Source organism: Aestuariibius violaceus (genome assembly GCF_040779325.2).
GTDB classification, from domain to species: domain Bacteria; phylum Pseudomonadota; class Alphaproteobacteria; order Rhodobacterales; family Rhodobacteraceae; genus Aestuariibius; species Aestuariibius violaceus.
Genome location: NZ_JBFONT020000009.1, coordinates 25,809 through 44,326 on the forward strand (window position 1 = coordinate 25,809; position 18,518 = coordinate 44,326).

Below are 18,518 nucleotides of genomic sequence, written 5' to 3' on the forward strand. Positions count from 1 at the left end.
CCGCTCACTCCCGATCATATGGATTCTTCAGACCCATTTTGCCAAGAATTTCGACCTCGATCCCCTCCATAAGGCGGGCATCCGCCTCTCTTATGTGGTCGAAACCCAACAAATGCAGCACACCATGGACGATCAGATGGGTCGCATGGGCGGACAAAGGAAGGCCTGCCGCCTCCGCCTCCCGGGCGCAGGTATCGTAAGAAATCGCGATATCGCCCAGTTCTATCACCCCGTCCAGACCCGCCTCCGGCGGTTCGGGCATCTCGCCCGGCCACGGTGCTCCGCGCTCCTCCGACGGCCAGGACAGCACGTTGGTCGCCCCGAACTTGTCGCGAAACGAAGCGTTCAGTTCAGCGATCCGCGAATCGTTACACGCAAGAAAAGCAATTTCGCAAACCGCCAGATCAAGTGTCATCCTGACAAGCGTCGCCGAAGCTGCCCTTTGCGCGAGCCCTTCGATGCCGACCTCCGCCCAGCGAGAGTCCTCCAACACCGTTTCAATCGTCATGGGATGGGTTTTCACGCAAACAGAAACGCACGATCATTGTCCCTCGTAATGGATGGTGTCGGTAAACGACCAAACGACACTCCCCAGATATGCCCTTCGATCTCATGAGACAGGTCTACTTCTGACATTGCACCATGGCGTACAAGTCAAGGGGGCCGCATTCCCGTTCCACCACGGCGATCTCAGCTCTCAAGCTACCACAGGCAGGCGATATCTAGCGGTCGTCAGGCGAGATAAACTGATTCCCAAGATAGAAGGGCTCTTCGCGCCGGACGGTGATCATGCTTCATTTCAAAGATGATTGGGACCATGCAGCCCTTGAAAGAACCGAGCCAACGCCGGGCAGATTCTACCGCATCCAATACGGAAAAGGCGGACTTCTTACCACGACGGGCCGCGCCTATCGCGTCTCTGCCAAGGATGATCGCCGGCGGCTGGCGAAGAAGATCAACGAACATCCCTATAACCGAAGGTTCTGGAGACCAACCCGAAACGCTTGGGAAAGGAACCACTTTCCCGAAGGCTTGATCGCGTTCAACCCAAACTTCGCGAAGAGTTTCGGGGACCAGTCGAAGACGCGCGGCGTGGCCCCCTCCGGACGATCATTTGCCGTCATCTGGATCCCCCGCCGGTCGGATCCCGTTTATCTCATGGGCGCCGCCGGCACCGTTTATCCGTCCCCGCTTGCCAGGCCAAATGGTCTGGGCAAACGCTGGCGGCAGATGACCTGCACCCCGGAGACCAACGTCCGTGCAGATTGCCGTGGCGCTCCCGAGCCGGTCGAACCGGTCGACGTGTCCGCGCCGCCATTCCGCTGGATCTGCAAGATTATCACGATGCGCAGGCTGTCCGGAACGAATGAATATCATATCGGCGGCGGCACGGGAGCCCTGGTCGGGCGTCATTTGGTTCTGACCTGCGGGCACGTCCTGCGCAACTACATCGCGGTCCCGGACAAGAGGGACGACACGATCTGCGCCAGTGTCGAGATCGTGGAACCCGATTACATCTTCGTCATTCCCGGAAAACGAAATGCAGTTGAAGAGCCGTTCGGAGCATTCGGCATCGATCTCTCGGTGGCACGGGAGAAGAAGATCAGAACGCCGAAGGAGTGGCACATGCAGCTCAAAAAGAAGCTAGGCAAGGCGAGAAGACGCTGCGTGATTGGCAAAAAATTCGATGTAGACGTTGCCGCGCCTTTTGATCTCGGGATGATTGATCTGCGTTCCGCTGCCCGCTTCGGACCGGCCAGGCTTGGCCGCCACTTCGGAAAGCCATTCATCCTAGATGCCCGGGGTAGGCCGGTAATAACGTTCCTCTCCGAACCGGAGGGACGGTTGCGAATAGGGCAGACCGTCCATGTAGGAGGCTATCCTTCCGACCGACCTTGCACGCCCACGCGAAGCGACGGACGGATTGACAACCTCAACCGGACGATGGGCGGGGTTCGCGCATCTCTGGCGTCCGGCAACAGCGGAAGTCCGGTCTGGACATGGCGCAAATCCTCCAACGGAACCCCAATCCTGCACATGGTCGGCATCTACACATCTCACGTGCCAGGATCGGGCTTTTGCGGGCGGTTCGTCCGCCTGTCCAGGGCAAAAAAGACGCTGTCAGAATTGCGGGCAAGTCTGCGCCGCTAGGCCATCAGCTTTCCGCATCCGCGTCATATGCCTTGATGATCGCCGCAACGAGCGGATGTCGCACAACGTCATCCGACGTGAAGTAATTGAAGCTGACCCCATCGATGCCTCCGAGCAGCCGCTCTGCATCCCTCAGCCCCGACTGCACGCCTCGCGGCAGGTCCACCTGGCTGCGATCGCCGGTAATGACCATCCGGCTTCCCTCGCCCAACCGCGTGAGGAACATCTTCATCTGCATCGACGTCGCATTCTGTGCCTCATCCAGCACTACGAACGCGTTGGCCAGGGTCCGGCCCCGCATGAAGGCCAAAGGCGCAATCTCGATCCGCTTCTCTTCGATCAGCTTCGCCGTCTGCTTGCCGGGCAGGAAATCGTTCAGCGCGTCATAGAGCGGCTGCATGTATGGATCGACCTTGTCCTTCATGTCCCCCGGCAGAAAGCCCAGGCGTTCGCCCGCCTCCACCGCGGGACGGCTCAGGATGATCCGGTCCACGTGGCCGCCGATGAACATGTTCACCGCGACCGCGACCGCCAGATAGGTCTTACCCGTCCCCGCAGGCCCGATTCCAAAGGCCAACTCGTTCTCGTACAAGGCCCGTACATAGGCCTTCTGCGCTTCGGTCCGCGGCTCGACCAGCTTCTTTCGCGTCTTGATCTCGACCCGCTCAGCCGGGATCAACTCCATCTGGTCGCCGTCCCGGCTGCCGGTCTCCTCCTCCGACGGGCCCATCCGAATCTCGCGATCGATATCGGCAGGCTCAACCTCGCGGCCCTGTTCCAGCCGCTCATAGAGCGATTGTAGCGCCTGAGCGGCCGCCTCGGCCTGCCCCTCCGACCCGAGCACGCGCAGCACGTTTCCATGCCGCAGGATCTGTACGCCTAAACGGCTCTCGATATCCGACAGGTTGCGGTCGTACTCACCGCAGAGGTCGATCAGCAAACGATTGTTGGGAAACTCAAGCACACGCTCGGTCAAGTCGGGGATATCGGTCGTCGGGGCGAGGGCCAATCACATCTCCTTACCGGAGCCGTGCGAGGGGCGACTCGCCTGCAGCACGGCCTCTTCCGACGACCCTGACAAGCCCCGCCGGGCCGTGCAAGCACCGATCGGCCGTTTCGCCAAGATGTCACGAAAAGACCGCGGGGATTGCGCCCCGCGGTCTCGAATGCCCAATCGGCGCGCTCAGAAGCGGTCGCGGATGTCCTGGCCACGCTTGTAATTGCCCGTTGCGGTGTTCGGCGGCGCGATCCCCGAGCAGACGGGCCGCCCGGATCGGTCGAGTCGCTGCGACAGGTATCCCTCCACACCATCGTCGATGATCCAGTGGTCGCAGCCATTGGGATCGACCCAGATCCCGGCCTGCAGATCCTGCAGCGGACCGACGCCGCGGGCGCCCGCATCGACCGTCTTGTCGCCGCGGTCTCCGCCTTCATTGGTGCAACCGGCCGCCAGAGCAATGGCAGCAAGGGCGAGGAAAGTCTTGAATGTCGTCATTGTTACGCCCTCCTCACCGTGCCGCACTGACTTCGGGTTCGAACACGATCGACCCCTTGGGGCCGACGATGCCGCCGTCGCAGACCGGCCGACCCTGACGATCGAGATGGGGGGACATGTAGCCCTCGTACCCATCGTCCATCACCCAGTGTTGGCAGCCGTCCGGATCGACCCAGATCGTCGCCTCATAGCGTTCCTGAAGCGGCCCCTCGCCCACATCGCCACCGCCGCATCCCGCGACGACCAGCGCCAGGGCGGCAAAGACGCTTCCCCGTGCCAAACTTGTTCTCATCGACTCAAACCCCATTCTCTCTCGCATGGCATCCAACCATCACCAATAGGCAGCCCCCGCATGTTGAGACGAGTGAATGACAGAGAAGGTTTAATCAAGCGTTACGGTGTCTTATGCGCCGCGTTGGAGGGCGCTGCGGCAAAAATGACTCTCAAAACAGGACTTTTTTGCCCACATACGCGCAGAGGTCGAGAGAATCCCAGGGATTCAACGCAGAACCGAACCCGATAGCGAATTCGGCCCACTTGCCGTGACCCGAACCCGGCGCAGATCGCCGATTGCAATCCCGTCCCCTTCCACATGCACCGCCTGCAGGTACTCCGACTTGCCGGCCATCTGACCCGGCATCCGGCCAGCCCGCTCGAACAGGACCGAGACGTCGCGGCCCACCATCGCCTCCTGGGCCGCACGCTGCTGCTCCGACAACAGCGCCTGCAGCCGCTGCAACCGATCCGAGGCCACTCCATCATCGATCTGCGGCTTCTCGGCCGCGGGCGTCCCCGGGCGGGTAGAGTACTTGAACGAATAGGCCTGCCCGTAGCCGACCTCTCGCACCAGCGCCATCGTATCCTCGAAATCGGCCTCGGTCTCGCCGGGAAAACCCACGATGAAATCTCCCGACAGCAGCAGATCGGGCCGCGCCGCCCGGATCCGCTCGATCAGCCGGACATATTGCTCGGCTGTGTGCTTGCGGTTCATCGCCTTTAGGATCCGGTCGCTGCCCGACTGCACCGGTAGATGCAGATAGGGCATCAGCTTCCCGCATTCCCCATGGGCCGCGATCAGCGCGTCGTCCATGTCGTTCGGATGCGACGTGGTGAACCGGATTCGCTCCAGCCCGTCGATCTCAGCCAGAGCCCAGATCAGCCCCGCCAGACCGTCCTCATGCCCGTGGTATGCATTCACGTTCTGGCCCAGCAGCGTGATTTCCCGCACCCCACGCTCCACCAGATCCCGCGCCTCGTCCAACACCTGCCCCGCGGGGCGAGAGACCTCTGCCCCCCGCGTATACGGCACCACACAGAAGGCACAGAACTTGTCGCAGCCCTCCTGCACTGTCAGAAACGCCGTCGGTCCGCGCCCGGCCTTCGGCCGCCGCGCCAGATGGTCGAACTTGTCCTCCTCCGGGAACTCGGTGTCGAGCACCTTGGCCCCCTCCGCGAGGCTCTCGGCCATCTTCGGCAGCCGGTGATAGCTCTGCGGTCCCACGACCAGATCGACCAAAGGCTGCCGCCGCTGGATCTCCGCCCCCTCGGCCTGCGCCACGCAGCCCGCCACCCCGATCTTCAGATCGGGCTTCTCCGCCTTCAACGGCTTCAGCCGCCCGAGTTCGGAATAGACCTTTTCGGCTGCCTTCTCCCGGATATGGCAGGTGTTCAGCAGGATCATGTCCGCCTCATCCGGACTGTCCGTCGTCACATACCCCACCCCGCCCAACGCCTCGGACATGCGTTCGCTGTCATAGACGTTCATCTGGCAGCCATAGGTCTTGACGAAAAGCTTCTTGGGATCGGACATGGGGTGCACACCTTGCGCGGGGACGGTCGTCTCTCTAGTCCTCGCACGCGATCCATGCAACGCGGCAAAAGACCTTCTGATGATGCACGACAGCCTAGACGCCTTCCTCCGCTCGACCGCCAAGCCCTCGAAAGGACCGATCGCGCTGATCCTGGCCGAGGATGCGACAGAAATCCCGTCGACGCTTCAGCATCACATCCAGATTGGCTTCCCCCAGATCCTCCTCCTGACCGATACCGACCACGCCATCCCTGAGGATCTCGCCGACCGCATCCAGCAGATCCGTTACGAGACGAAGGCGGAAAACGCGCTGCCCAACGCCGTAAACGCAGCCATTCCCGCCTTCCCCGGCCAGTGGCTCTACGCCTGTTTCAACGCCGAATACCTCTTCTTCCCGTTCTGCGAGAACCGAACGGTGGGTGAGATGCTGGCCTTCCATACCGAGGAACGCCGCGACGCGATGCTGACCTATGTGGTCGACCTCTACGCGGGCAACCTCGATGCCCATCCCGATGCGGTCTCGCTCGAGGACGCCCATCTCGACCGTTCGGGCTACTACGCCCTCGGACGGCGCGCCCGCGCCGACGCCTTCCATGACCGCCAGCTCGACTTCTACGGCGGTCTCCGCTGGCGGTTCGAGGAACACGTGCCAAAGGCCCGCCGCCGCATCGACCGGATCGCGATCTTCCGCGCCAGACCAAGCCTCGAGATGCGCCCCGACCAGACCTTCACCGACGAGGAATACAACACCTATTCCTGCCCCTGGCACCACAATCTGACGGCCGCCATCTGTTCGTTCCGCACCGCCAAGGCCTTGCGCAAGAACCCCGGCAGCCGCCACGACATCCACACCTTCCAATGGCGGAACTCCGCCCCGTTCGAATGGCGCTCCCAGCAGCTCCTCGACTTGGGCCTGATGGAGCCCGGCCAGTGGTTCTGATCAGGCGCTGACGACCCGCCGGTCGAACAAGGTCGCCACCGCGCAGGCCGCAATCGCCACCGCTCCAAGCACCGCGCAGACAGGCCAGCCATAGGCCGCATAGACCGGCCCGAACCCCAGCGTTCCGACGAAGACACAAAGATAGGTCACTGCGCTGTTCAGCCCCAGGATCGCCCCCCGCCGCTCCGGCGCGATCGCCGTCAGCCGCGCCACAATCAGGTTCAGCGCCAGATGGTTTACGAACCCCCAAAGCGCGCAGGCCGCGATCAGCGTCGCTAATCCACCCGCAGCAACCGACAGCACCAGGTAAATGCCGCTCAGGATGCTGAACAGAACCGGCCCGACGCGCCCCGCTCCGATCCGGTCGATCTGCCGCGCCACCATCGCAGCCGCCCCGAACCCGACCCCATAGGCGAGCGTCGCGAGCCCCGCCCAGCCCGCGGAATAGCCCAAGGCGCCTGCGATATGCGCGCCGAGATACCCATAGAGCCCATAGAACGCGATCATGAACCCGGCGCACAGGAACAACCCGCGCGATACCCCCGGAATGCCCAAAGCCCGCAGCGGCGACAGCGCGGCCATGGTCGAAACGCCACCCGAGGGCAGCCCCCGCGCCACCGCGAAAGCGGCGAGCGTAGCGAAAGCCAGCACTGCAAAGATCGCCCGCCAATGGACGAGATCGGCCAGCACCGCCGACAGGCTCACCCCCGCCACCATGCTGATCGTCCACCCGGTCAGCACATAGCCCAAAACCTCGCTTTCCCGCCCCTTCGGCGCGATCTGCGCGGCCAGGGTGTAACACGCGGGCAGGATCACCCCCGCCGCGACCCCCGCCACGGCCTGCGCTCCCCAGACCACCCAAAGCGCGGGAGCCAAGCCCGTCACCACCAGCGCCAAAGCCATCAGTCCCAGCGCGCGACCCAAGGCTCGCCGCGCTCCGATCCGGTCGACCTGAGGGGCCAGCACCAGCGCGCTCAGCGCCGTGCCCAACCCAAACAGGGCGGCGGACACCATCACATCCTCCGCCGACGCCCCGGCAAAGGCCGCCGCAATGGGCTTCGAGACCGGGCTGAATACCAGCGAATTGGATCCCACGACCGCCACACAGGCGGTCAATGTCAGAATGGCAGCGCGGTCGAGCATCTCTTGATCCGGGTCCCTGTTTCGGAACAGAGTTATGCCCAAAGCCCAAACCACGAAATGGAAAACATGCCTAACGATAAAAATACCGACACCATTCGGCAAAACGCTGGTCCTGCCCGCCCGATCGACCCCACGGACCGAAGGATATTAGCCGCCCTCACCACCCGCGCCGATCTCAGCTACGCGGAACTCGGACAAGAAGTCGGCCTCTCCGCCCCGGCGGTCCACGAACGGGTCAAGCGCCTGAAAGCCTCGGGCGTCATCGAGGCCACCGTCGCCCGCATCGACGGCGCGGCCATCGGCAAACCGCTCCTCGCCTTCATCCACGTGAACACGGTCGGCTGGGGCAAGACGCCCGAGCTGATGGCCCTCTGCGACCTGCCCGAGGTGGAAGAGATGCATTCCGTCACCGGCGATGCCTGCGTCCTGATCAAGGCCCGCCTCGCCGACAGCGCAGCCCTCGAAGGCTTCCTCGCCCGCCTCTACGACCTGCCGGGCGTCAGCAGCACGCAGACCTACGTCGCCCTCTCCTCATTCACCGAGAGGGTCCCGCAGGCCGGCATCACCGAAAGCCTCAGCGCGCCGCTTCCGATCCGACGGCGCTAGACGGCCCGCCCGAATGCGCGGCAGCGGCCCTGATAGGGGCCACCCCCTCTTACCGTCCCGGCCCGGAGAAGGTGGTCCGCGGATCGGGCCCAAGCCCCAGCCAGCCGCGCGTCACGACCGCAATATGCCCGGTGATCCGCGCCTTCTGGGTCTGTCCCCGCGCCGCCGCTGCTTGCGCCGATTCGCCGACAAAAGCGGGCAGATCCGCCTGCACGACGTCCGGCCCCGCCAGCACCGTGCCGCTCCGCGCATCGATCACCTGCAGCGTGTAGGTGATATTATGCACCGCACCCGGCGCATTCGCCACGGCCCGCGGGGTGACAGCATGGAACTCCTGCAATGTTGCCTGCAGCACCACCGGCTGCCCACCGCGCATCCGCGATGCGCCCTGGGTGATCCCCGCATCGAGGATCGCGCCCACCTGCGCCCGCCGGTCGCCCGGCACGTCCCCGTGCCACACGATATCCGCATCCGGCGCAAAGAGGTTCCGCTCCGACACGCTCAGCGTCTCGGGCACCGTCACTTCGACCGCCCGCAGGCTCCACGCATTCGACGTCGCCGCCGCCACCGGCGCCTCATAGGACGTCGCCCAATTGCCCGAACACCCCGCCAGAACCAGCGCGGCCCCGACCAGAAGGCCAAACTTCGTTGTCATGAAAGATCTCCTCAACCGATACAGGGCGGAGCCCCCGAACCGCCATCGGACGACATCTTCCCCGCGCCGCAGGCGAAAGTAAGGCGCCTTACCGGCACCTCTGAGATCATTGCCGGGCAAAGGCGGCTAAAGCAACGTCCCCTGCTCCGGCGTCTCATCCCGCTTCTTTGTCCGGCGCGGCGTCCCGCCGATCCGCACGCGCCCGTCGGCGAATTCCAGCTCCAGCGCCTGCGCCGCCTCAGCCGCCGCCTTGCCCGTAACCACCGTTTGCCCGTCGCGCACAACCGCATAGCCGCGCTGCAGGGTCGCCTTATAGCCCAGCGTCTCCCGCACCCGGTCAAGCGCTTCCAGCCGCCGGGCCCGCTCCGCCAGGTCCCGCTGGCCTACCTCCGACAGGCGGCGCCCGACGCCGTCCAACCGCTCCCGCTGCCGCGCCAGATCCGCTTCCAACGCTCGCAGGCGCAACCCGTCGGCCCGCCGCGCCAGCCGCTCCCGCGCAACTTCGATCCGCCGCGACAGGGCCGGCTCCAGCCGCTCCGCAGCGGCCCCCAGCCGCCGGCGGTCCACCTCCACGCCCCGCCGCAAGAGCCCAGGCCGCAGCGATCCCGCCGCCTCGCTCAGCCGCAACTGCTTGACCGACACCGCGCGGCGCAGCGCCTCCGGCAGCCGTGCCTCCCACAGATCGAACCGCTGCCGCGCCGCGCCTACCAGCGCATCCCCCCGCGGCAAGGCCCGCGACAGATCTCTCAGCCGCTGCCCCCGCTGTTCCAAGCCCGAGCTCATCGCACGGGCCAGCCGCGCTTCCTGCTCCCCTGTCCAGGCCAACAACTCATGCCGCACCGGCACCGCCAGCTCCGCAGCCGCCGTCGGTGTCGGCGCCCGCCGGTCGGCGACGAAGTCGATCAGCGTCGTGTCCGTCTCATGCCCCACAGCCGAAATCAGCGGAATGCCGGAGGCCGCTGCCGCCCGCGCCACGATCTCTTCGTTGAACCCCCACAGATCCTCCAGCGACCCACCACCGCGCGCCACGATCAACAGATCAGGCCGCGGCAGCGACCCGCCCGGCGTCATCGCGTTGAACCCCTCGATCGCGGCCGCCACCTCTAGCGCGCACTTCGCCCCCTGCACCGCCACTGGCCAGACCACCACCTTGCGCGGAAACCGGTCGCGCAGGCGGTGCAGGATATCCCGGATCACCGCGCCCGAGGGTGAGGTCACCACCCCGATCACCTCCGGCAGATAGGGCAGCGCCTTCTTCCGCTCCGGCGCGAACAGCCCCTCGGCAGCCAACTGCGCCTTCCGCTTCTCCAGCATCGCCATCAGCGCGCCGACGCCCGCCGGCGCAATCTCCTCGATCACGATCTGGTATTTCGACTGGCCGTGAAAGGTCGTCAGCCGTCCGGTCGCCACGACCTCCATCCCCTCCTCCGGCTGGGTGGCCAGCGCCTGCGCCCGCCCCTTCCAGATGACGCCCGACAGCACCGCACGGTCGTCCTTGAGGTCCAGATAGACATGCCCCGACCGCGGCCGCGACACGCGCCCCACCTCACCGCGGATCCGGATGTGAGAGAACTCGCCCTCGATCACCCGCTTCACCGCACCCGAGATCTCGCTGACGGTGAATTCCGGCGCATTGCCCGTAGGTCCCCCATCAAATCCATCGTCGATCAGATCCATCAGGGGCCTCCTTGCTCCGCTCGTCCGACGACCCTAGAACGCGCAGGCGGCAAGGCCAAGGAGAGCCCATGAACATCCTCATCCTCGGTGCAGGCGGACGCGAACACGCGATGGCCTGGGCGGTACGCCAGAATCCGAAATGCGACCGCCTGATCGTGGCGCCGGGCAATGCTGGCACGGCGCAGGTCGCAGAAAACCACGCGCTCAACATCCTCGACGGCGCCGCCGTCACCGCCTTCGCCCAGGACCACGCCATCGACCTCGTCCTGATCGGCCCCGAGGCGCCGCTCGCTGCGGGCGTGGCCGATGCGCTGCGCGCCGCAAACATCCCCACACTCGGCCCGACCCAGGCCGCCGCCCAGCTCGAAGCCTCCAAGACCTTCACCAAGGAAATCTGCGACGCCGCGAACATTCCCACCGCCGGCTGGTCCGGCTTTACCGATGCCGCCGAAGCCCACGCCTACGTCGACGCAAACGGCGCGCCGATCGTCGTCAAGGCCGACGGCCTCGCCGCCGGCAAAGGTGTCACCGTCGCCGAAACGGCAGACGCTGCCCACGCCGCCATCGACGCCCTCTTCACCGAACCGGGTGCCGCCTGCGTTCTGGAAGAGATGCTGACAGGCGAAGAAGCCTCCTTCTTCGTCCTCTGCGATGGCGATACCGCGCTGCCCATCGGCACCGCGCAGGACCACAAGCGCGCCTATGACGGCGACGAGGGGCCCAATACCGGCGGCATGGGCGCCTACTCCCCGGCCCCCGTCCTCACCGATACCACAGCCAACCGCGTGATGGAGGAAATCATCCACCCCACCCTCGCCGAGATGACCCGCCGCGGCACACCCTTCCAGGGCATCCTCTACGCCGGCCTCATGATCGAAAACGGCGCCCCGAAGCTCATCGAATACAACACCCGCCTCGGCGACCCCGAGGCGCAGGTCCTGATGATGCGCCTCGGCGCTCAAGCGCTTGATCTATTCCAGGCCGCCGCCGAAGGCCGTCTCTTAGACGCCAAGGTCAACTGGGCCGACGATCGCGCCCTCTGCGTCGTCCTTGCCGCCGAAGGCTATCCTGGCGCCTACGACAAGGGCACCCAGATCCGGGGCCTCGAAACCTGCCCCGACACCAGTACCGAAACCGTCTTCCACGCCGGCACGACCGCCGAAGGCGACCGCATCCTCGCCACCGGAGGCCGTGTCCTCACCGCCACCGCCCGCGCGTCAACCCTCCAAGAGGCCCACGACCGCGCCTACGCGCTCGCCGAAAAGATCGACTGGCCCGAAGGCCGCTACCGCACCGATATCGGCCACCGCGCGCTCTGACCCTTCATCTGGCTAAAAATATGCAAATCCCGCCCTGTCGACTGGCCCCGCAGCCAGACCCGAAGGGCTCACACCCGTCACGCATCCCGTAAAAAGAACGAAGGCCGCGGCGTCAGCCGCGGCCTTCTCAATCTGACACCCAGACAGACTTACGCCGCGCGGCTCACCAGCACATCGCCGATCTCGCGCGCCGCATCCTGCTCGTCGCCCCCAGCGACGGCAGCGATCTCGCGCGTCAACCGCTCCAGCGCAGCTTCATACAGCTGGCGCTCGGAATAGCTCTGCTCACGCTGATCATCGGCCCGGTGCAGGTCGCGCACGACCTCGGCAATCGCGATCAGGTCGCCGGAATTGATCTTCTGTTCGTATTCCTGCGCCCGGCGCGACCACATGGCCTTCTTGACCTTGGCCTTGCCTTTCAGCGTCTTCATCGCCGCCGACACGATATCAGGCGATGACAAGGACCGCATCCCGACCTCGGTCGCCTTGTGGGTCGGCACGCGCAGCGTCATCTTGTCCTTCTCGAACGAGATCACGAACAGTTCCAGCGTCATGCCCGCGACTTCCTGCTCTTCGATCGACACGATCTTGCCGACGCCGTGGGCGGGATAGACGACGAAATCGTTCGGGCGGAATTCGTTGTTGTTCTTGGCTTTGCTCATGGCAGTCCTTTTCCTGAGACCCATCGGGGGCCCAATCGCTTGCGCTGAAGGCCGGCGACACAAAAACCGGCGGTGGCGATAACCCCCGTCGGTCCCCCCTTTGCGCGGGATCCCCCGCGCCCGTCATGTCACTTGGCAAACAGCATTGCAGGTATGTATACCACAAAATAGCCCGTCCCGCCAGCGCGCGCCGCGCCCATCGCCGTGGGCGCGTTACAAATCTGCGTTTTCCGCGGCGTCAGATCCCCCGCAGCCCGGACAAGGCCCCGAATCAGCCGCCTTCGCCCGGGTTCTCTGAAAACAGCTCCATCTTGCCCTCTTTCCCGTCCATCTCTTCGGCGGTGGGCAGCGGATCCTTCTTTGTGATGATGACCGGCCAGATCTCGGAATACTTCCGGTTGAACTCGACCCATTTCTCCATATCCGGCTCGGTATCTGGTCGGATCGCATCGGCCGGGCATTCCGGCTCGCAGACCCCGCAATCGATGCATTCGTCGGGATGGATCACCAGCATGTTCTCGCCTTCGTAAAAGCAATCCACCGGGCAAACCTCGACGCAGTCGGTGTATTTGCAGGCGATGCAATTGTCGTTGACGATATAGGTCATGGTCGCTTCCGTATCCGGTCCTCTAAGCGACCTACCCATAGGTTTCAGGTCATTCAAGATCCCGATCGCCGATATCGCCCTTCTGCTGCGCCATGCCGCGGCGTTCCTTCTTGCCAGGCCGCCCTTTCCCCTCGAACCGCGGGTTCTTCGGCGGCGCCTGAGCGGCCGGTGGCGTCAGATCCTCGTAAAGCCCCTGTGCCTCCGCAGCCGGCCCCCGCCGGTCGCCCACGGCCACGATCTTCACCACCCGGATGACCCGGCCTTGCGCAAAGGTCAGCACATTCCCCGGTCCGACAGTCCGCGCCGGTTTTGAGATCGGCGTGCCGTCCACCCGCACCTTGCCGTCGCCCACAACCCGCGTCGCCAGACCGCGCGTCTTGAAAAAACGCGCGTGCCACAACCATTTGTCGACGCGGATCGTCTCCGGCGTCTCGTCCGTCACTCGGTCTTGAAGCCCTGCAGGGCGGCGGCGAAGGGGTTATCGGGATCGATTGCCTTCTCACGCTTGGGCGGCTTGGCGGCAAAGGTCTTGGGCTTGTGATCCCCCTTGCCTTTCCCGCGCGGCGCACCCTTGCCCCGCGGCTTGCCCTTCGCCCCCTGGCGCGGGCGCTGACCTTGCCGCGCGGGCCGGTTGCCGCCCCAGGTGAAGGTGTAGAACACCTCCATCTCCGGCTCCTCTGTGCCATCGGCCTCCGGCACGGCCTCGGCCGCGCTCTCGCCCTCGGGATCGGGTGCAACGACTGTCTCGGTGTCCGGCGGCGCGGCCGCGGCCGACATCGTGGGCGTCTGCGGCGGCACGCCACCGGGCAAATCACCGGGGCTGCCCGGTGGCTGCGGAACCTCGGCCGGGATATCCGGCTGCGGATCCTCCGTCGGTGGGCTCGGCGGCGGCGCGTCGGGTGTCTCCGGCGGGGCCTCCTCGGGCGTCTCGGGCGGCGTCTCGTCCGGCTGATCCGGCCGTGCAGGGTCGCCCTGCGCCGCTTTCACCTTCACCCGCTCGCCCTTTTCGGCCTTGTAGCCCAGACCTTCCATCAGGTTCGCGAACTGCTCCAGCGTCATCCCGGTGATCGACAGCATGTCGGGGTTCGTCTCGAACCCGCCGCGCGTGTCCTGCGCGCGCACCAGATCGGCGAGCCGTTCCAGCATGTCGATCCGGATCGCCCGCTCTCCGGCGGCGCGATAGCCCGCCATCGGCCAATAGCCCTCGGGCACCTCCCCCATCGGAACGGTCACCAGACCGGGCGGCGGACTTTCGGGAAACTCATCCAGCCCCTTCGACAAGGACCACAGAACCAGCCGCAGCCGCGTCGGCGCGGGCTTCAGCAAAAGCGGCATGAAAATCGTGAACTGCCCGAACCGGATCCCGTGCTTGCGAAGCGCGGCCCGCGCCTCCTGATCCAGCGCCTTTACGTCCTGCGCGACATCGGCCCGCGGCAACACGCCCAATGCCTCTGTCAGTTGAAAGGCAAAACCCTTGGCCAGCCCGGTCAGCGTCTCGTCACGCCCCATCGCCAGCATCGGCTCGAATAGGGTCGCGATCTTGCGATCGATGAAATGCTGCAGCCGTCGCTGCACCTTCTCGGCGATCTCCGCGCCTGCCTCGTCATCGACAAACGGCACGACCTGCGGCTTCAGCGCCTCGGACCCGGGCGCCAGCCGACCCACGGCCATCTCGCCCCACATCAACCCGCCCTGTTCGGTAAAGTCGATCTCGGTATCGGGCGCGTTGTAGAACCGGTCGGCCCGCAGATGCATCTGCGGCTGGATCGCCTGCAACGACGCCTGACGCAGGGTTTTCGCCTCGTCCGGTGATCCGCTCTTGTCCTGGCAGAACCGGAATCCGTCCAGCTTGCCGACGAACTCCCCCTCGACGGTCACCTCGCCCTTGTCGTTGACCTCGGCCATGAGGCGCTCCTTCTGCTTGAGCCGCCGGAGAAGCACGCTTGTCCGCCGGTCCACGAATCTCTGTGTCAGCGCACCGTGTAGGGCGTCCGACAGGCGGTCTTCTACAGCGCGTGTTTCCTCGCGCCAATGATCTTCGTCATCCACCCAGCCTTTCCGCTGGGCGACATAGGTCCATGTGCGGATATACGCCAAACGCTTCGACAGCGTGTCGATATCCCCCTCGGTCCGGTCGATGCGACGCACCTGCGCGCCCAGCCATTCGTTCGGCACCCGCCCATGCTCGTGCAGGAAGGTATAGATCTGGGTCAGCATCGACGCATGCTCGGCGGGAGAGATCCCGCGGAAATCCGGCACCCGGCAGACGTCCCAGAGGAGCCGCACGGAATTCACGTCGCTCGCCCGCGCCATCACCTCCACGTCCGCTGAAAGCGCCTTCAGCGCGGCCAGGTCATCGCTTTCTCGCACTCGGGTCAGCCAGTCGTCGTCCGTCTTCTCCTCGAGTGATCCGATCAACGCTCCGACCGACCCGAACCGCAACCGCCCGTTGCGCCACTGCAGCTTGCGCACCGGGGCAAAGCTGTGGTTCGTGATCGCCTCGACGGCGGTCGGGTCGATCTCCGTCACCTCGCCGGTCACCCCGAATGTGCCGTCGCTCATTCCGCGCCCGGCCCGGCCCGCGATCTGCGCCAGTTCATGGGGCATCAGCGGCCGCATCCGCCGCCCGTCGAACTTCGCCAGCGATGAAAAGGCGACGTGATTGATGTCCAGGTTTAGGCCCATCCCGATGGCGTCCGTCGCCACCAGATAATCGACGTCGCCATTCTGATAGAGCTCCACCTGCGCGTTCCGCGTCCGCGGGCTCAAGGCCCCCATCACGACCGCGGCCCCGCCCTTCTGGCGCCGCAGCAGCTCGGCGATGGCATAGACATTATCGACCGAAAAGCCGACGATCGCGCTCCTCGGCTTTAACCTGCTTGTCTTTTTCGAACCCGTATAGGTCAGCGTCGACATCCGCTCCCGGCCCATGAACTGCACACCGGGCACCATCGCGGCAATCGCCCCGCGCATCGTGTTCGAGCCCAGAAACAGCGTCTCGTGCAGGCCCCGCGCGTTCAATAACCGGTCGGTAAAGACATGCCCCCGCTCGGCATCCGCACACAGCTGGATCTCGTCGATGGCCAGAAAATCGCAGCCCATCCCATCGGGCATCGCCTCGACCGTGCAGACCCAATACTGCGTCCGCTCCGGCACGATCCGCTCTTCGCCCGTGACCAGCGCAACCACCGACGGCCCCCGCGCCGCGACGATCCGGTCATACACCTCGCGCGCGAGCAGCCGCAAAGGCAGCCCGATGATGCCGGTCCGGTGGGCCAGCATCCGCTCCAGCGCATAGGTGGTCTTGCCGGTATTGGTCGGCCCCAGAACGGCCGTGATCCGTGATGCCATAAGGCCTCCCGCGCGCACCCCGCGCGTGGCTCACATAATGTCAGATGTCGACGCCGTCGATGCTACCTTCAAGCCGCTCGATCGAGGCCGCGATGTTGGGCTCCTGCGGATGCACCATCGAGGCCGCGCGATAGGCATCCAGCGCATCGGCCTCCATCCCCATGCTCTCCAGCATCACGCCAAGCCCGGCCATCGCCCCGAAATGCCGCGGCTCCAGAACCAGAACCTGTCGCAGATCGTCCAAAGCCGGCCCGAACAGACCCGACTGGAAATAGGCCTGCGCCCGGCCCGCATAGCCTTCGAAATACTCCGGCGCATGGTCGACCAGAGCCGTGAAATGCTCGACTGCCGCCTCCGAATCGCCCGTCGCCAGCGCCTCCCGCCCGCGGCGCACCAGAAGATCCAATGCTGGAGAACCTGACTTGCCCCACTCCTCCACTATCTGCTCTTCAATGGCGGTATAGGTTTCGGGCGTCGCCTCGGCGAGGCGGGCATAAAGCGCATCCAGGCGGTCGGTCTCCGCCAGCGCGCCCTGCGAAAGCCCGCCGGCCAACAGAAATGCCGTCACGATACGTTTGATCTGATGTGATGCGGAATACATGGTAGATATATTAGCCGAACCGAGAGCCATGACCACCCTCGGCGCGGTCACGAAAAACGGAAAGGATCGAAGACGGATGAGTGATGTTGTGACAGAGGCGGTTGCCGCCCTGAACGCAAAGATGGACGGTGGCTTTGACGGCACGGCCAAGTTCGTGATCGAGGACGAAGGCGCGATCATGATCGATGACAAGGGCGCCCATGCCGGTGACGAAGAGGCCGACGTGACGCTGACCGCCACTGCCGAGACGTTCAAGGCGATCCTCGACGGTGAGGAAAACCCGACGACCGCCTTCATGACCGGCAAGCTCTCGGTCGATGGCGATATGGGCCAGGCGATGAAGCTCGCAGGAGTGCTGGGCTGATGGACCGCGCGCCCTTCTTCACCGAGGTCTCCCGCGGGCCGGAGGGGGGCGCGGCGTACTGGCTGACGACTGAAGACGGTCTCAAGATCCGTATCGGTGTCTGGGCTCCGGAAGACCCGAAGGGCACCTTCCTCGTCTTCCCCGGCCGCACCGAATATGTCGAGAAGTACGGCGTCACCGCAGCGATGCTCGCCAAGTGCGGTTATGCCTCAGTCGCCGTCGACTGGCGCGGCCAGGGCCTCGCCGAACGCATGCTGCAGAACCGGGCCACCGGGCACGTCCTCAGCTTCGCCGACTACCAGAAAGACATCACAGCGATCCTCGCAGCGGTCGAGGAGCTTGGCCTGCCAAAGCCGCTCGGCCTCGTCGCTCACTCCATGGGCGGCTGCATCGGCATGCGCGCCCTGCACCAGGGGCTCCCGGTCCAGGCCGTCACCTTCACCGGCCCGATGTGGGGCATCCGCATCACCCCGCCGCTCCGCCCCGTCGCCTGGGGCCTCTCCACCCTCTCGCGCCCCCTGCGTTTCGGTCACATCTATCCGCCGGGCCAAGTGGCCGAGACCTACGTCCTCCGGGCACCTTTCGAAGACAACACGCTGACATCCGACCCCGAGATGTTCCAGTTGATGAAGGACCAGCTCGAAGCGCATCCTGATCTCGCCCTTGGCGGCCCGTCGCTCCACTGGCTGAACGAAGCGCTTTATGAGATGCGCAGCCTCGCTGCCCTCCCCTCGCCCTCGGTTCCCGCACTCACCTTCGTCGGTTCGAACGAGCGCATCGTCGACGTCCCGCGTATCCACGCCCGCATGGCAGCCTGGCCCAACGGCCGGCTGGAGGTGATCGACGGCGGCGAACACGAGCTCCTCGTCGAACGCAAAGACCTCCGCGAGCGCGTCATCGAGGGCGCCGTCGCCCTCCTCGAACACGTCCCCGAAGATCTCGCCACTGTCGCCTAGAGGGGCGGCGGTCGGCCCGACCGGCCCCTCAGGCAACTACAGCAGTCCGTTGCTTGCCCGAAAGGCTTACCCCTGCGGCCGGCAAGCTCGTCGTTTTTACCAAGTTTAGGAACTGTGCCCAGGGTCTGGTTTCATTGGATTTTCAGCGAGAAGATGCCAGTGGCCGCGAGGGTGCTTGCAG

18 protein-coding genes and 1 pseudogene are annotated in these 18,518 nt (G+C 65.1%); 6 read left to right on the forward strand and 13 right to left on the reverse strand.

The features are described from left to right. Nucleotides 1-4 precede the first annotated feature (4 nt). On the reverse strand, nucleotides 5-508 hold the full coding sequence (gene ybeY / locus AADZ90_RS18940; protein ID WP_367311577.1) for an rRNA maturation RNase YbeY: 504 nt from the start codon (nucleotides 506-508) through the stop codon (nucleotides 5-7). A gap of 281 nt (nucleotides 509-789) precedes the next feature. Between ybeY and AADZ90_RS18945 the strand changes: the two genes are divergently transcribed. Next, the gene (locus tag AADZ90_RS18945; protein WP_411997096.1) at nucleotides 790-2,151 is read left to right on the forward strand and encodes a trypsin-like serine peptidase; all 1,362 of its coding nucleotides are present in this window, start codon (nucleotides 790-792) and stop codon (nucleotides 2,149-2,151) included. 4 nt (nucleotides 2,152-2,155) lie between these two features. Here AADZ90_RS18945 and AADZ90_RS18950 read toward each other — a convergent pair whose 3' ends face one another. The 4 genes and pseudogenes from AADZ90_RS18950 to miaB all read right to left on the reverse strand — a co-directional run bounded on the left by AADZ90_RS18950 (nucleotide 2,156) and on the right by miaB (nucleotide 5,456). Next, nucleotides 2,156-3,160: a PhoH family protein gene (locus AADZ90_RS18950; protein ID WP_367311575.1), complete on the reverse strand. Its 1,005-nt coding sequence runs from the start codon at nucleotides 3,158-3,160 to the stop codon at nucleotides 2,156-2,158. 174 nt (nucleotides 3,161-3,334) lie between these two features. After that, nucleotides 3,335-3,646 carry a hypothetical protein gene (locus AADZ90_RS18955; RefSeq protein WP_367311574.1) on the reverse strand — a complete coding sequence of 104 codons (312 nt, stop codon included), beginning with the start codon at nucleotides 3,644-3,646 and terminating at the stop codon, nucleotides 3,335-3,337. 64 nt (nucleotides 3,647-3,710) lie between these two features. Further along, nucleotides 3,711-3,938, reverse strand: a pseudogene (locus tag AADZ90_RS18960) (OmpA family protein); the annotation flags it as partial. Between the two features lie 207 nt (nucleotides 3,939-4,145). Next, a complete protein-coding gene (gene miaB / locus AADZ90_RS18965; RefSeq protein ID WP_367311573.1) occupies nucleotides 4,146-5,456 on the reverse strand; it encodes a tRNA (N6-isopentenyl adenosine(37)-C2)-methylthiotransferase MiaB in 1,311 nt (436 codons plus the stop codon). Between the two features lie 79 nt (nucleotides 5,457-5,535). On the opposite strand from miaB, the gene AADZ90_RS18970 reads away from it, so the two are divergent. Next, the gene (locus AADZ90_RS18970) at nucleotides 5,536-6,396 is read left to right on the forward strand and encodes a glycosyltransferase family protein (RefSeq protein ID WP_367311572.1); all 861 of its coding nucleotides are present in this window, start codon (nucleotides 5,536-5,538) and stop codon (nucleotides 6,394-6,396) included. Here the strand turns inward: AADZ90_RS18970 and AADZ90_RS18975 are convergent, their stop codons facing one another. After that, the gene (locus AADZ90_RS18975) at nucleotides 6,397-7,539 is read right to left on the reverse strand and encodes an MFS transporter (protein ID WP_367311571.1); all 1,143 of its coding nucleotides are present in this window, start codon (nucleotides 7,537-7,539) and stop codon (nucleotides 6,397-6,399) included. Between the two features lie 66 nt (nucleotides 7,540-7,605). Here AADZ90_RS18975 and AADZ90_RS18980 point away from each other — a divergent pair, with 66 nt between their 5' ends. Then, nucleotides 7,606-8,145 (forward strand): Lrp/AsnC family transcriptional regulator, encoded by a 540-nt coding sequence (locus AADZ90_RS18980; protein ID WP_367311570.1) that lies wholly within the window; start codon nucleotides 7,606-7,608, stop codon nucleotides 8,143-8,145. A gap of 49 nt (nucleotides 8,146-8,194) precedes the next feature. Here AADZ90_RS18980 and AADZ90_RS18985 read toward each other — a convergent pair whose 3' ends face one another. Further along, complete coding sequence (locus AADZ90_RS18985; RefSeq protein WP_367311569.1) at nucleotides 8,195-8,800, reverse strand: DUF6778 family protein; 606 nt, start codon at nucleotides 8,798-8,800, stop codon at nucleotides 8,195-8,197. A gap of 126 nt (nucleotides 8,801-8,926) precedes the next feature. Then, nucleotides 8,927-10,468 carry an exodeoxyribonuclease VII large subunit gene (gene xseA / locus AADZ90_RS18990; protein ID WP_411997104.1) on the reverse strand — a complete coding sequence of 514 codons (1,542 nt, stop codon included), beginning with the start codon at nucleotides 10,466-10,468 and terminating at the stop codon, nucleotides 8,927-8,929. 77 nt (nucleotides 10,469-10,545) lie between these two features. Here xseA and purD point away from each other — a divergent pair, with 77 nt between their 5' ends. Next, on the forward strand, nucleotides 10,546-11,796 hold the full coding sequence (gene purD, locus AADZ90_RS18995) for a phosphoribosylamine--glycine ligase (protein WP_367311567.1): 1,251 nt from the start codon (nucleotides 10,546-10,548) through the stop codon (nucleotides 11,794-11,796). Between the two features lie 149 nt (nucleotides 11,797-11,945). Here the strand turns inward: purD and AADZ90_RS19000 are convergent, their stop codons facing one another. From AADZ90_RS19000 to AADZ90_RS19020, 5 genes are all read right to left on the reverse strand, one after another. Continuing rightward, nucleotides 11,946-12,458, reverse strand: coding sequence for a CarD family transcriptional regulator (locus tag AADZ90_RS19000; protein ID WP_367312406.1), 513 nt, complete (start codon nucleotides 12,456-12,458; stop codon nucleotides 11,946-11,948). Nucleotides 12,459-12,729: 271 nt separating this feature from the next. Then, nucleotides 12,730-13,065: a ferredoxin FdxA gene (fdxA, locus tag AADZ90_RS19005; protein ID WP_367312405.1), complete on the reverse strand. Its 336-nt coding sequence runs from the start codon at nucleotides 13,063-13,065 to the stop codon at nucleotides 12,730-12,732. A gap of 49 nt (nucleotides 13,066-13,114) precedes the next feature. Next, nucleotides 13,115-13,507, reverse strand: coding sequence for an RNA-binding S4 domain-containing protein (locus AADZ90_RS19010; protein ID WP_367312404.1), 393 nt, complete (start codon nucleotides 13,505-13,507; stop codon nucleotides 13,115-13,117). Further along, on the reverse strand, nucleotides 13,504-16,416 hold the full coding sequence (locus tag AADZ90_RS19015) for a helicase-related protein (protein WP_367312403.1): 2,913 nt from the start codon (nucleotides 16,414-16,416) through the stop codon (nucleotides 13,504-13,506). The genes AADZ90_RS19010 and AADZ90_RS19015 overlap by 4 nt, the downstream gene beginning before the upstream one ends. A 40-nt stretch (nucleotides 16,417-16,456) precedes the next feature. After that, nucleotides 16,457-16,984: a tetratricopeptide repeat protein gene (locus tag AADZ90_RS19020; RefSeq protein ID WP_367312402.1), complete on the reverse strand. Its 528-nt coding sequence runs from the start codon at nucleotides 16,982-16,984 to the stop codon at nucleotides 16,457-16,459. A gap of 109 nt (nucleotides 16,985-17,093) precedes the next feature. On the opposite strand from AADZ90_RS19020, the gene AADZ90_RS19025 reads away from it, so the two are divergent. Then, nucleotides 17,094-17,381: an SCP2 sterol-binding domain-containing protein gene (locus tag AADZ90_RS19025; RefSeq protein WP_367312401.1), complete on the forward strand. Its 288-nt coding sequence runs from the start codon at nucleotides 17,094-17,096 to the stop codon at nucleotides 17,379-17,381. Next, nucleotides 17,381-18,337 carry an alpha/beta hydrolase gene (locus AADZ90_RS19030; RefSeq protein WP_367312400.1) on the forward strand — a complete coding sequence of 319 codons (957 nt, stop codon included), beginning with the start codon at nucleotides 17,381-17,383 and terminating at the stop codon, nucleotides 18,335-18,337. Before AADZ90_RS19025 ends, AADZ90_RS19030 begins: the two co-directional genes overlap by 1 nt. Nucleotides 18,338-18,518: the final 181 nt, after the last annotated feature.